The organism is Njordella calcicola, from assembly GCF_056494125.1.
In genome coordinates, this window is sequence record NZ_CM151396.1 from 4,567,651 (window position 1) to 4,581,114 (window position 13,464).

A 13,464-nucleotide genomic window follows, 5' to 3' on the forward strand; every position below is an offset into this window, starting at 1 on the left:
TTCCGCCTAAAGGCGGGACTACGAACAAAGGCGGTACTACGAACAAGGGTGGTACGTCCAATACGATTTAATCTTGGACCGCATTCGAGTGTAACTCGTAGAATCGCTGGCGGATCTGCTGCGAGCTACCCAATGTAAGATACGCGTCATATTCAAACACCAAGCCGGGCTTGAGCGCAAAGGTTCTCAGCGGCGCGACATACGAACAATCTGAACCTGAGCCACCAAGGAATCGATAACAAGTCGCTTCGGTCACTCCAGGAACAAAAACTCCCACCCCCCGATTGTCTGTGTTCACATACGCCGCCCAGCTTTCCGAAAGCTTTCGCGATTCATTCGGCCAGCCAGGCACGCGGCGATCTAATTCATCTAATGTCCACGGCCTTGCGCCCGCGTAAGTGACTAGCGTCGTCAGTTCGGGATCGATGAATACCGCAGGCGTTTCTTGATGAGCCGGTTGATGGTCGCGCGTACCTTTATATTCAAATCGGTAGTGCAGCTTGACCAACGATCCAGCCAGCTCAATTCGCTGCGTCATCGTACACTCCGACAATAGTTCTCCACTGGCCCAATGACGCGGCGTCGTTGTCGTCACCAAAGTCGAAGCGTCGATTAGTTCGAAACTTTCCAGCTTCGCTGCGTTGCCTTGGTAATCCCCCCCTTGCACTGGGTTGTATCGCCACGGCTGTTGGACCCATTTCGAACCATCGGTGTCGCCATAGTAAGATTGCTGCACCAAACGTCCATGATCGAAATGGTTCAGCACGTTGTGGTCTTGATCCGCATAAGCCAGGTACCCAATCCCGCCGCCATGCGTTCGCAAGACACCGATTCGCAGTTGGTCGTTGGTCAGGAATATCCAGTTGGCCGCTTCTGCTGGAGCGATCGATGCAGGCAGATCGGAAGCTGACTGAGCCACCGCCAGTGGAGTTGCCGCTTCTTGGGCAGCCACCGGCCAAGGCACAATTGGCTGCAACGCCAAGCAAATCGCGAGCGTCATCCACCACCATCGCTTCATCACGGAGCGAACGTAGGCCGGAACAAGCAAAGCCGCATTCGACCAAAACTTCGGCTCATTAGGCTTGGTATACTTCAATTGTTGGCTCGTCGCTTTACGATCGGCTTTGCGCAGTTCCGGCAAACACGCGATCTGCTCACTGGACGACCTATTTCAATCCAAGGTCTTTGAGCGTCAGCAATGCTCGCAGCGGATAACCGCGAGCTTCGATGGTTTCTTTGCCGCCGTCTAGACGGTCGAGCACCGCCATCACACCGATGACTTTCATACCCACGCGTTCGACCGCTTCAATAGCCGCTAGCGCGCTGCCACCGGTTGTGACGACATCTTCGACAACCACGCACGACATGCCCGATGTGACGGGCCCTTCGACTTGTTTGCCCATCCCATGCTGCTTCATTTCTTTGCGAACCATAAAGCCGCGAAGGTCTTGGCCGCGTTGGCCAGCCAGCATACTACAAGCTGCAGTAATCGGATCAGCACCGATCGACATACCGCCGATCGCGTTTGGGAATTCGCCGAAGCAACCGGCGTCTAGATCGGCGAGCATGCCCGCCGCAATCTGGTTGGCCCCTTGCGGATGCAGGGTGACACAGCGACAGTCGAGATAGAAAGTCGCTTTCTTGCCACTGGCCAGCGTAAAGTCGCCGAACTGCAATGCATGCTGGCGAACAAGTTCAATAAGTGATTCTTTTTGGTAGTGTAGATTTGGCATAATCGCCAATTCTAGCGTTTAATTGTCACTTGCGAACCACGGCTCAGCATCGTAAACACATCTTGTGCATCCAGCGGTGAAAGGCTGATGCATCCCAGTCGCTCGGTGTCGTTGGTTGGGTTGGCAGGCGAACCATGGATGCTTAACTGCTGCCCCAGGTCCAGCCAGTAACCGCCGTACGGGTTGCGTGGATCGGCGCCGCTGATCTGCAGGCCTCCAGGGCCGTAGTAGTTCCGGTCCTGCTGCTTCTCGATCACCTGGAATACGCCTTCGCGTGGTGCAGGGTCCATGCCTGTGCTGACAGGGAATCGACCTGCGTACAGATCGCCCAAGAAGATCGTCATTTCTTTGGTCGAAATGTTCACTTCCGAGCGGAAGGGGCCCTTCATCACTTTCAGCTTGGTCCCGGGCGACACTTTGTCAGGCGTGCTGACGCCGTTGACCTTGGCCAAAACTTCCAGCGGAATATCGTGCATCTGTGCCACTTGGGCAAGCGTCTCACCAGGAGCAACGATATACGGCAGGTCAAGCAAATGACGACGAGAGTAGATAACTTCGAAGGCCAACGTATCGAGCATATCCAATAGATCGCTGCGTTGCTCGGCCGTCAGTTCAGGCGAATTGTAGAAGAAGCTTAACGTCTTCAAGCCATCTTTCAGTTTGCCTTGCTCGATCTGCTCCAGCGCCTTGCGCTTCGCGGTTTCGAACGATTGGCTAGTCACCGAAAACTCACTGGAGGTCGCAGTCGGCTTTTCCGATATCGCATCGCTTCCACTGCTGTCACGGGTCGAAGTGACCAAGGTGGTAGGAATCGCAGGCACTTCGACGTTGGAAGAATCATTAGTTGATGGTGCCGCAGGCGAACTGGCTACGCTGTTTTGCAACGTCTTCAACCAAGGGTCAGAGCTTGGGACACTGTCCGATGAAGAAGTCGTTTCCGGTTTCGACGAACTGTCGGTTGCTACGCTGGTCGAACTGCCTTGAGGAGGCAGCAACAGTGGCGACGAAGCAGTCGCGGCGGACGCTTCTGCCGTTACCACCGCCGATTCAGCACTTGTCGCAGCAGGCTTGGTATCCGCGCCTGGCCACATCGCAAATGGCGAATTCGCGGGAGCCAACGCGGGACTCGATGTGCTCAGTGTCGACGGCTCGGCCGTGGATATGGAAGAGGGCGATGGCGTTTCAATACCGAAGTCTGGCCCCAGCGCGATCATATTTTCCAGATCGGGCGGCAGCTCGGTCTCTTGACCATTCATGGCCACAAAAGCGCCATAAAGAATCACCATTAGCAGTACGACGACGACCGCGGTTTTAATGGTTTGCACAACAATAACCTCCATGTTACCAACAAGCGTTGCGACACCTTGCAGCATCCGAGCTGCACAGAACGCGACGTCATTCGCAGGCGATAGTAGAAATACGACGCGTCTGATGCTAGGCGAATCGAGCTGGATTTTTTTGTTTCACCAGAACGATTGTCGCGATCGACCTTCCATTCAACACCCACAACTTTCTAAAGTCATCGGCATGACAACCGTCAAAGTGTGCCCAAACGTACGAGTTTATGGAAATTCGATTGAAAATTGCTGAATTTCTTAAACGATGGCTCAGTTCCCACCTGCCAGTTTCGCAACGACCGCATATGTGCGTGCCCTTGAAGTTACCTATCTTACTATCGATCCTTACTGCACTGGCCTTTCTGATCGGTTGTGGTACGACCAAGAGTATTGTCGCAACCGAGCAACTGTTGCTCTCCGATGCGGTCGATTCGACGATTACCAAGATCGACTTCCGACCGCTCAGCAACCAACGCATCTATCTTGAAACTAAGTACAGTGACGACGCGGGGAAGGCTCGAGGCCAAGGTGCCACCAATGCCGCCCTTGTCAATTCCGACTACGTAATCAGCGCTGTGCGGCAACAATTGGTCGCTGCGGGTTGCATGTTGGTAGAAAAGAAGGATGAAGCACAGATCGTAGTGGAAATTAGAACGGGTGCTTTGGGCAGCGATTCTCATAGCGTCATCTACGGATTGCCCGCAACCAACCTTGGAGCAGCAACTGGGCTGATTGCCGGAACGCCGACAATACCCGCGATCCCAGAACTCGCGCTAGCCAAACGCGATTTGCGTACGGCCGCGGCCAAGGTCGCTTTGTTTGCGTATGACCGCGAGACCCTGGAACCTTACTGGCAGTCGGGGATCGCGCAGGCAGGTGCCAACGCCCGCGATACTTTCTTTTTGGGAGTGGGACCATTTCAAAGCGGTACCATCTATGCCGCACCTCGTTTCGCTGGCCGCCGCATGGTAAACGCTTTAGCTTTCTGGCGATCAGCCGAACCCAACAGGAACATCGATCACGTTAACGGAGTGGACCATCGCAGCGAGTATGTGTTCCAGAATAGCTCGAACAACAATGCCAATACGCAAGTTGCAGGAGAAGCCAACGCCGGTCCGGACAATCGCTTGTCCGTCGACCCAAACGCTCAACCTGTGCAACGCTAGGAGCTGGGCCACCTAGCCGTTGGAGCCGGGCGGCGCGAATTTTTCGGAGGCATCGTCCAGTACTAGCACCCAGTCTAACAGCTCGCCTGCATCAGGTGGCGTAAATGTCTGCTGACCTTCATTGGCATATTCACCAATCCGCTTGGCTTGTCCGTCTCGAGGGTTGAACCACCAAGCGATCACTTTACTTCCGCGGATAACAGACATGTCGACCTTGAACGGACGACCTACCGGCGCGTACACCATCGCGAATCTCCCGTCACTATCTCGCGTAGCCACAAATTGATAACGGCCCGCCCCCGGAACGCTGGTGGGAACGCGATCCGGAACAATGATGTCCTGGTCTGGAATTCGAGAGAAGAACGGGCGGGATTCCATCAAGGCTCGGCCATGCTTCATTTGCAACGCACCTGGTTGCTCCAATGCATCCGACCAACTCATGAGCGGATTATTCACCGGAGAACGAGCTTCGCTCCACATTTGCCACACCGAATGATGGCCGTAGGTGTGCCCGCATGCTCCTGTAAACAAATTCCAATACAGCGGTCGGCGGACATCCGCCGCGATCGAATGCCCAAGCTTGTTGGCATCAAACGAAACTGGATGCCCTTCATAGATCGGTTCGCCATCAAGGACGGGCTTGATCGGACGGCGATCGTAGTCTTTTCGCGTTGTATCATAACGCCCTGTAAATTCCGCCACATGACCATTCTGCCGCATATTAAAGTCCAGCCAATGGGCGTCGTGGAAGTACTGGCTGGAACCTGAACCACCGGCAGGATGCCAAGTGATCAAGTGGCGTGCCCCGCCAACATCGCGAATCCCTTTAGCAATCGCGGCAGTAATCGCGGCGTGGGCATCGCTTTCAACGGGCCGGTCGCCCCCCAAGATCCAGATCAATCCGGATTGCGAATAACGTTTGGCCAACCAACCACCGTAGGCCTCTGCATTCGCATTAGTAAAGATCTCGGGTCCTTGCCCCCACTTCTTGTTCCACTTGTCTCCCCAAGTAGGCAGCAAGCCGATGTAGATCGATCGTTTGTTGGCTTCTTGAATTATAAAGTCCACATGGTCCCAGTAGTCATTATTCGGTCCGTCCTTTATGTCGGGCTTTGTCGGATCATGGTCAATCAGCGGACGATGTCCATAGGCATTGGGAGTATCCAAGCCATCCAATTCCGCTAAAGCCACCGCTTGCACGACCGTAAAGCCATTGGCGGAGCGATGTTCTAAGTACTGGATAGCTTCTTCTCGATTGAGTCGGTGGAACAACTCCCAAGCAGTGTCACCCAGCCAGAAAAATGGCTTGCCATCATCTGTTTGCAAGAACCGTTGGTTCGAACTGACCATGAGTTTGGGAAGGTCTTGCGCTACAGCGTCGGTCCAGCCAATAAATGCCAGGCAAGCAATTAGAAACCATCGCATCGGGACACCAGAAGTTGGAGAGGGGTAAAATAAAATATCGCCGGTCCACCAGGACAGAGGATCGGATGGGCCAATCGGCTTTTCCGAGTAGCTGGCGACTATTCTACTTCTGCTGGGAACAAAGTGGAACCGACGCGGATGTGGGTGGCACCGCACGCGATGGCAATTGGATAATCCTGGCTCATACCCATCGACAACTGATTCAGCGGATGCTGGTCGCTGCCATATTGAAGGGCAATGTCCCCGCCAAAATCTCGAAGCCGCGTAAACTGCCTGCGAATCAGCTCCGTGTCCTGGCTGTCCGAGGCCATTCCCATGAAGCCCAGGATTCGCAACCCAGGCAGCTTCAACAAGGCTTCCAGCAGCTCGCGAGCCTCATCAAGCGGCAGACCCGTTTTCGCTTCTTCGCCCGCAATGTTCACTTCGATAAAGCAATCGATGGTTCGGTCAATTTCCGCAGCCGCTTGGGATACGGCTTGCGCCAGCCGCAGCGAATCCAACGAATGCAATACGGAAAGAAGTGGCACAGTGCGGCCGACTTTGTTGCGTTGCAAGTGCCCGATCAGGTGCCAGCGAATCGACTTCTGGCTCAACTCAGACGCTTTGTGCCACAACTGTTGCGGACGTGATTCACCAAGCTCGCTGCAGCCGGCGTCAAACAATTCGGCGGTTTGCTGCAGCCCAACGTACTTCGTCACCCCCACGATCGTAACTGAGTCGGGGCTGCGACCGCTGGCAACGCAGATCTCGCCAACGTGATTTTGCAGTTGTTTCCAACGCTCAAGGATACTCATGGTAGGGCAACGGACTGGTGGGAGAGGATGAATCGACGCTCGGGCTGCAAGCAGTATACACGTGGTTTCAATCTCAGCTCAAAATAGATTGCCAAAATGACAGCCCGTGCTACTTGACCGGTGTGAGTCCATTGGCATTTAAACATTTTTACGTTTAATTTGCTGGCGAAACGGAGTAAATGTCGTTTAACCGCGTGCCCAACGGGCCGCGATACTTGCTACAGGCACAAAAAACGGGAGCGATGCCCCACTGGGTTAAACGATACCCTGCAGGCTTGCCAAGGTTCAAGGGACCGTGAAACGGTATTTCCCTAACAAAAAATCGAATATCAAAAATCGCTGTTTTTCATGCGATATTGGCCAACTACCGCGGCGACGTCGACAGCGTCGTGTAATGTTTGGCACAAGCATTGCTTAGTCGTCGCCCCAACACGGCGGAGCATGCCGTTTTGACTAAATAGAAGCCTTGTATTTCCCCAGACATTGAAATAGGAGTGTCCCGAATGCCAGCGGCAGTTAAAGAAAAGGCGAAGGTAAAGTTGGTCCCACTGGGGGATCGCTTGGTTGTACAACGTGAGCAAAGTGAAGAGCGAACTTCAGGCGGCATTTTCTTGCCTGACTCCGCTAAAAACAAGCCGACGCGGGGTGTTGTGATCAGCGTTGGCGACGGACGGGTGCTGGATGACGGCAAACGAGCTCCTCTGCAGGTCAAGTCTGGCGACAAGATCCTTTTCACCAGCTATGCCGGTGAGCAGATTGAAGTTGACGGCGAAGAGTATCTGTTGATGAGCGAAGGCGAAGTCCTGGCGGTCATCGGCTAACGGATCGCTGAGATCCTTCAGAAAACGCCCGCAGTAGCTGTTCCGGACTGGACCAACGCGGGCGATTGGTAGACACAGCTCAGGCGATCGCTTGAGCTTACAAAATCATCATTCATCCTTACTTCCGTTGTCTGGAGTCCAAAAATAAATGGCTAAGATTATTGCGTTTGATCAAGAAGCACGTGAAGCGATTCGCCGCGGTGTTTCCAAATTGGCTCGCGCCGTGAAGGTTACTTTGGGGCCACGCGGTCGCAACGTGATCCTGCAAAAGAGCTTCGGTTCGCCAACCGTGACCAAAGACGGTGTCACCGTGGCCAAAGAAATCGATCTGGAAGATGTCTACGAAAACATGGGCGCTCGCATGGTCCGTGAAGTGGCCAGCAAGACCAGCGATGTGGCCGGTGACGGCACCACTACCGCAACGGTCATGGCCGAAGCGATCTTCAACGAAGGCCTCAAGGCTGTGGTCGCTGGAGTTAACCCAATCCAAATGAAGCAAGGCATCGAACACGCCGTCGCCGACATCACCGAGCGATTGCACAAGATGTCGATCAAGATCAAAGACAAAAACGAAATGGCAAACGTCGCCAGCATCGCCGCAAACAATGACCGAGCGATCGGTAACTTGTTGGCCGATGCGATGGAAAAAGTGGGCAAGGACGGCGTGGTAACCGTCGACGAAGGCAAGAGCCTGAACGACGAACTTGAGTTCGTCGAAGGGATGCAGTTCGATCGCGGCTATCTGTCGCCTTATTTCGTAAACGATTCAGCCACCATGCAAGTGGTCCTAGAAGATCCTTACATCCTGGTTTTCGAAAAGAAGATCAGCAATATCAAGGACATGGTCCCCGTGCTTGAACAGGTTGTTCAGCAAAGCAAGCCGCTGTTGATCGTCGCAGAAGATGTTGACGGCGAAGCTTTGGCAACGCTGGTTATCAATCGCCTGCGTGGCACTTTGAATGTAGCTGCCGTCAAGGCTCCTGGTTACGGCGATCGTCGCAAGGCCATGTTGGAAGACATTGGTATTCTGACTTCCGCAACGCCAGTATTCGAAGCTCTTGGACGTAAGCTTGATTCGTTGACTTTGGCTGACCTCGGTCGTGCGAAGAAAGTGATTATCGACAAAGATAACACGACGATCATCGAAGGCGCTGGCAAGAGCAGTGATATCAAGGCTCGTATTGACCAGATTCGTCGCGAAATCGAAAACACCACCAGCGATTACGATCGTGAAAAGCTGGAAGAGCGTTTGGCGAAGTTGGCTGGTGGCGTGGCGAAAGTCAACGTCGGTGGTGCAACCGAAAGCGAAGTCAAAGAAAAGAAAGCTCGCGTGGAAGATGCACTGCATGCGACCCGCGCTGCAATCGAAGAAGGCATTCTGCCCGGCGGTGGCGTGGCTCTGCTGCGTGCTTCCAACGGCGTGAAGCCTTCGGAAGAGCTATCCCACGATGAAGTCGTTGGCTACAACATCATCATTCGTGCGTGTCGCGCACCACTAACGATGATCGCAAGCAACGCTGGACAAGATGGTGGAATCGTTTGTGAACGAGTTGCTGAAGGCAAGGGTAACCAAGGTTACAATGCGCTGACAGACACCTACGAAGACATGGTCAAAGCCGGTGTAATCGACCCAACGAAGGTCACCCGCACCGCTCTGGCCAACGCCGCATCGGTCGCAACACTGCTGCTAACCAGCGACGCCCTGATTGCTGAAAAGCCTAAGGACGACAAAGGTCATAAGCATGGCGGTCACGGCGGCGATCACGACATGTACTAAACGTCGCTAATTCTTATCCTTGTGGGGAAGCTATACGGCTGTGCCGTGCAGCAGACTACGCAAGCAGTTCTCATCTAATGCGAGACGCAGGTCATTTTGGCCTGCGTCTTTTGCATTTGGCTATCAGTCTTGCATAGTGTGTGTAATCGCAACGCGCAGGTTTTGCTTGACCTTCTTTATAGGTGACCTACCTTTGCACGTAACCCCGCTGGCCACAGTCCATATCATGGGCTCAGTAGCGAAATCGAGCTTCGCGCGATCCTTGCAACGGTCGTAGGAAGCTTAACGATTTCAGCGATTGTGCCGACGACAGTTGGATGCCACTAAGGAACAGATAGACCGCCTCAATGATAGTGCAGACTCCAGAACAGATGATTGCGATGACAACGACCGTGTGCCGCGCCGCGCACAAGACGGTACCGGTCGCGTCTGCACTGTTTACTGCGCTGCAAGCCAAACATGCGCCGACGGCCTACCATTGCCTTCGCGTTGCCCAAAACCTTACCGCCTGGGGGCTTTTTCACGGTATTGAGAATGATCTCCTGTGCCAGCTTGAAGTCTTAGGACTGCTGCACGACGTTGGAAAGATTGGTATACCGGAGCGAATCCTGCAAAAGCCCGATACGCTGACCGATCAGGAGCGAGCGGTCGTCGTTATGCACCCCAAAGTCGGAGCGGAGATATTGCGATCCGCAGGCTTGGAAGAATCCATTGTGCAATCGGTTTGCAGATTGGGCGAGTGGTTTGACGGAACGCACGGTGAACCCGACCGAACCAAATTGCCGGTGCACGCTCGCGTTCTGGCCGTCGCCGACGCTTTCGATGCCATGGTTACCGAACAACGCTATCGACCAGCCATGAGTTTGGATCAAGCGTTAGCTGAACTATCGTTGCTCTCTGGCCGACAGTTTGATCCCGATATCGTTCCCACGTTCGCTCAAGTTGCGAAACAATTTGACGCCAGAATGCGGCTTGCAGTCGAACAACGTTGGAGCAAGTTCGGGTTCGAAGACCACGTCGCTGAACTTTTCCATCATGGTGGCTCAGTACGAACAGGCGGAATCGTCGACAACTCGCTCACTTCGATCTTCCACCGCCGCCTGGCTGACCATATGAACGATGGAGTGATCTTCATCGATACCGAAAGCAAGATCCTGGAGTGGAATCGCACAGCAGAAAACATGACCGGTTGCACTCGGTCGTCCCTGTGCCATCAGCAGTGGACGCCTGAGCTGATTGGACTGCAGGACGAAAATGGCAATGCCTTGGAGACAAAAGATTGTCCGCTATTGGCAGTCCTGCTGAAAGGCGGTTCGGAAGTGAAGCGAATGAGTTTGCGGCATCGCGATGGCTCGCGCCGCGCCGTTCAGGTGCAAGTGTTACCCATTCACGATGATCGCGGACTGTGCCGCGGTGCTGCGATGATCTTCGATGATATTACACGCCAAAAGAATCTGGAGCAGGCTGTCGAGAAGCTTCATCAGCGAGCGTCGAAAGATCCGTTGACCAAAGTCAACAATCGAGCGGAATTGAATCTTGAGCTTGGCAAATTGACCAAATCGGTCCAGGATGGCGATTGCACTGGCAGCGTCATTATTTGCGACATCGACTTCTTTAAACGGATCAATGATACGTACGGACATTCGGCCGGTGACGAAGCGTTGATCGCATTTGCTGCCGTGCTAAAACACTTTGCCCGTGCCACCGACTTTGTAGCCCGTTTTGGCGGCGAAGAGTTTGTGATTCTGTGCCGCGATTGCACAATGCAAGATGCGAAACGGAAAGCGGAAGAGATTCGAGCGGCGGTAGCGGCCAAACCGCTGAATGCGATTCGCGGCAAGTGCTTGAGCGCGAGCTTCGGTGTCGCGGAACTCAGCCCAACAGGATCTGGCGAAGAAGCACTCAACCAAGCGGACGCGGCCTTGCTGCGAGCCAAGCAGAACGGTCGCAATCGAGTTGAGCTTGCCAGCGGCTCCGAAGAAGCGCTTGCACTTCACGAACCGGCGGCCAGCGAGCAGAAGCCGACATCGTGGCTCAGTTGGCTGTCCTCCAAGTCGTCGAACTATCGACAGACCGTCGACATTTTGATGGCCGTACATCCCGAGCTAGCGATCGAGAAACTCCGTGGCTTTTTGGACGATTGGAAAGCGACGCCTTCAACCAACAATGAGGGCGTAATTTCGCTGACGTTGGATCTGCGCAAGTCGCCTTACCAATTACCAATCACCGAGCGCGACACGACGTTCCACATGGAGATTCAGGTTCAGCAAGTCGATTATCTGCCGAAGGATCAGCGCGAGGCAGCGCGTCAGCGGACGATGGTAACCTCCACGTTGATCTCCAACAGTAAGCGAGACCGCCGAACTGCTTCGCAAGATGAATTGATGCAATGTGTGTTTAAGAGTTTGAATCGATACTTGGTTGGCGAAATCTTAACGCCAGAAGACCGTAAGTGCGTTCACGTGCACACTCGACGCTAGCCGGCCGCTTCTTCGTACGCCGGAACTGCGCAAGTTCGTAGTACCGCCTTCAAACGGACTTGATCATTAGCGTACCATTCCGCCTCAAGGCGGGACTAGAAACGCCGGGCAGGCTTGGCTGGTCACCGACCGACGCGTTACGAAATCTAGTAGCGGCACCAAGCGAACCGTCCGTTTGCGTAAACTTTTACAACGATTTGCATAGAGATTTTACAAAAAAGCAATTCATTCCGGAAAAATTAATAATGTGCCGATAAGTAGTACGCTTCTATTCTGCCAGCGTTTCAAAAGTTGTTGCTTCGTCGATGCCCCGCTCCCTTGCCAGTTCATTCGGATTGCTTGCAATCGTCGCTTTGAGCGCCGTTTCGCATGCTCACGAAGCGAAGCCAAAGAGTTCGGCTAAGGAAGAATATCCCTTTGCATTCTTGAGCTCACCACTTAGCATCGGCATTGATCGCAGTGACGCGGACATGCCGCTAAAAGATCGGCTGGAGAATCTAGGTAGACTTTATTCCGATGATCACAATCCGATCATGCAAGAGTTGTGGGCGTTGGGACGCTATCACGGCCAGTACTTTGACGCCGAAGGAGATACCGGAGCAACGCAAGGGTGGGAAGTCCGGCGTCTGCGGATAGGCTCACAAGCTCGATTCTTTGAAAAGTTAACACTGCACGCGCAAATGGTCAGTGGTAGCAACGTCGAGCCCTTCTACAACGGCTTTACTGAACTCTGGTGGCAGTGGGAGTTTCAAGACGAGCTGGCTTTGACCGTGGGACAACAAAAGCATCGCTTCACTCATGATCGAAATATTTCAAGTCGTTATCTAAACACGCTTGAAAGAGGCCTACTGGTGAACATGTTTGAAGCGGACTACACGCCGGCAATCACACTATCGGGCGAGATTGAGAATCTGCGTTATTACACGGGCATTTTTTCGAACGCCACAAGCCCGGACATGGTTGATTCATTTACCAATTATGACTCTGGACATTCCCTGTTGATGGCGATCACTTTGGACCTCGGCGAAAGCTTTGGTGCGGATACGGCGGAATGGTATGGCAGCTACTTGTATAGCGACGCTAACGAAAACGCTACGAATCTTAACTTATTTAAGGATGGTATGTCATCGGCATTGATGCTGACCAAAGGGCATGCATCGCTGATGACTGAGCTGCTCCTGGGAATGCGAAGTGACATTGGCGATGCGCTAGGAATTGACATTCAGCCTGGGTATTTTCTGACACGCAAACTACAAGTCGTCTCGCGAATTCAGTACACTCGATCCAATAGCGACCATGGCTTAATTCCCCAACGGCGCTACGAGCAGCCTGCTGGCTTAAGTTTCGGTGATGTATATCAAGCTGCATATTTTGGATGCAATTATCACATTGCTGGCCATCGCATGAAGCTGTTGAATGGCATCCAGTATTCGAATCTGAGTGGTCAAGAGTTATGGACAGCAAGTTTTGCTGTGCGAGTATTTTGGGGGCCCCACGCGAATGGTCCATTCCCCACGCAACGACTGCTATAGGTTCGTTATCTTATTGAACGTCCATTGGTCCATTGGCTAGGATAGGACGGACTACCTCTTGATTGACATACCGCGAGCCGTACCGTTGCTGCCTTGCGCGGAACCTGTTAACGATGCTCTTCCCATATCCGCGCATGCCTTTGGCTTTGCTAGTTACCCGGCCGATGGAGGGCGTTGAACGAAGGCTGTTAATGTAGTGGGTCTCGCCAGAGATCTCAGAGTTACGGGAAGTCTGGCGACTTCCACTACATTCATTGAACGGTATTGCGGTTAAACGAGGCTTGTACCGTGCTTCTTCGTCGGCCGGGAACAAGGTCACTCTTGCTCATCGACGGAACTGCGCAAGTTCGTAGTACCGCCTTCAAGCGGACTTGATGACTAGAGTACCATTCCGCCTCA

General features: G+C 53.5%; 10 protein-coding genes. 5 read left to right on the plus strand and 5 right to left on the minus strand.

Annotated features, from left to right (window positions below):
• Positions 1 to 67: 67 nt before the first annotated feature.
• From SH302x_RS17715 to SH302x_RS17725, 3 genes are all read right to left on the minus strand, one after another.
• Positions 68 to 1,096: a hypothetical protein gene (locus SH302x_RS17715; RefSeq protein WP_479363788.1), complete on the minus strand. Its 1,029-nt coding sequence runs from the start codon at positions 1,094 to 1,096 to the stop codon at positions 68 to 70.
• A gap of 70 nt (positions 1,097 to 1,166) precedes the next feature.
• Positions 1,167 to 1,733 (minus strand): orotate phosphoribosyltransferase, encoded by a 567-nt coding sequence (pyrE, locus tag SH302x_RS17720; RefSeq protein ID WP_479363789.1) that lies wholly within the window; start codon positions 1,731 to 1,733, stop codon positions 1,167 to 1,169.
• A gap of 11 nt (positions 1,734 to 1,744) precedes the next feature.
• On the minus strand, positions 1,745 to 3,058 hold the full coding sequence (locus tag SH302x_RS17725; RefSeq protein ID WP_479363791.1) for a L,D-transpeptidase family protein: 1,314 nt from the start codon (positions 3,056 to 3,058) through the stop codon (positions 1,745 to 1,747).
• Positions 3,059 to 3,387: 329 nt separating this feature from the next.
• Between SH302x_RS17725 and SH302x_RS17730 the strand changes: the two genes are divergently transcribed.
• Positions 3,388 to 4,236: a DUF6655 family protein gene (locus SH302x_RS17730; RefSeq protein ID WP_479363792.1), complete on the plus strand. Its 849-nt coding sequence runs from the start codon at positions 3,388 to 3,390 to the stop codon at positions 4,234 to 4,236.
• 12 nt (positions 4,237 to 4,248) lie between these two features.
• Here the strand turns inward: SH302x_RS17730 and SH302x_RS17735 are convergent, their stop codons facing one another.
• Together SH302x_RS17735 and SH302x_RS17740 are read right to left on the minus strand one after the other, a co-directional pair.
• On the minus strand, positions 4,249 to 5,661 hold the full coding sequence (locus SH302x_RS17735; RefSeq protein WP_479363793.1) for a glycoside hydrolase family 140 protein: 1,413 nt from the start codon (positions 5,659 to 5,661) through the stop codon (positions 4,249 to 4,251).
• Positions 5,662 to 5,759: 98 nt separating this feature from the next.
• Positions 5,760 to 6,455, minus strand: a complete 696-nt coding sequence (locus tag SH302x_RS17740; RefSeq protein ID WP_479363794.1) for a YggS family pyridoxal phosphate-dependent enzyme — start codon at positions 6,453 to 6,455, stop codon at positions 5,760 to 5,762.
• Between the two features lie 503 nt (positions 6,456 to 6,958).
• Here SH302x_RS17740 and SH302x_RS17745 point away from each other — a divergent pair.
• From SH302x_RS17745 to SH302x_RS17760, 4 genes are all read left to right on the plus strand, one after another.
• Positions 6,959 to 7,276, plus strand: a complete 318-nt coding sequence (locus SH302x_RS17745) for a co-chaperone GroES (protein ID WP_479363795.1) — start codon at positions 6,959 to 6,961, stop codon at positions 7,274 to 7,276.
• Positions 7,277 to 7,424: 148 nt separating this feature from the next.
• Complete coding sequence (gene groL / locus SH302x_RS17750) at positions 7,425 to 9,053, plus strand: chaperonin GroEL (RefSeq protein ID WP_479363796.1); 1,629 nt, start codon at positions 7,425 to 7,427, stop codon at positions 9,051 to 9,053.
• A gap of 347 nt (positions 9,054 to 9,400) precedes the next feature.
• Positions 9,401 to 11,533 carry a bifunctional diguanylate cyclase/phosphohydrolase gene (locus tag SH302x_RS17755; RefSeq protein WP_479363797.1) on the plus strand — a complete coding sequence of 711 codons (2,133 nt, stop codon included), beginning with the start codon at positions 9,401 to 9,403 and terminating at the stop codon, positions 11,531 to 11,533.
• Between the two features lie 305 nt (positions 11,534 to 11,838).
• Positions 11,839 to 13,065, plus strand: coding sequence for a porin (locus SH302x_RS17760; protein ID WP_479363798.1), 1,227 nt, complete (start codon positions 11,839 to 11,841; stop codon positions 13,063 to 13,065).
• Positions 13,066 to 13,464 lie beyond the last annotated feature (399 nt).

Coding starts and splice junctions, on each gene's coding strand:
- groL (WP_479363796.1), top strand. CDS start 7,425: ATGGCTAAGATTATTGCGTTTGATCAAGAAGCACGTGAAGCGATTCGC.
- SH302x_RS17760 (WP_479363798.1), top strand. CDS start 11,839: ATGCCCCGCTCCCTTGCCAGTTCATTCGGATTGCTTGCAATCGTCGCT.
- SH302x_RS17755 (WP_479363797.1), top strand. CDS start 9,401: ATGATAGTGCAGACTCCAGAACAGATGATTGCGATGACAACGACCGTG.
- pyrE (WP_479363789.1), bottom strand. CDS start 1,733: ATGCCAAATCTACACTACCAAAAAGAATCACTTATTGAACTTGTTCGC.
- SH302x_RS17745 (WP_479363795.1), top strand. CDS start 6,959: ATGCCAGCGGCAGTTAAAGAAAAGGCGAAGGTAAAGTTGGTCCCACTG.
- SH302x_RS17740 (WP_479363794.1), bottom strand. CDS start 6,455: ATGAGTATCCTTGAGCGTTGGAAACAACTGCAAAATCACGTTGGCGAG.
- SH302x_RS17735 (WP_479363793.1), bottom strand. CDS start 5,661: ATGCGATGGTTTCTAATTGCTTGCCTGGCATTTATTGGCTGGACCGAC.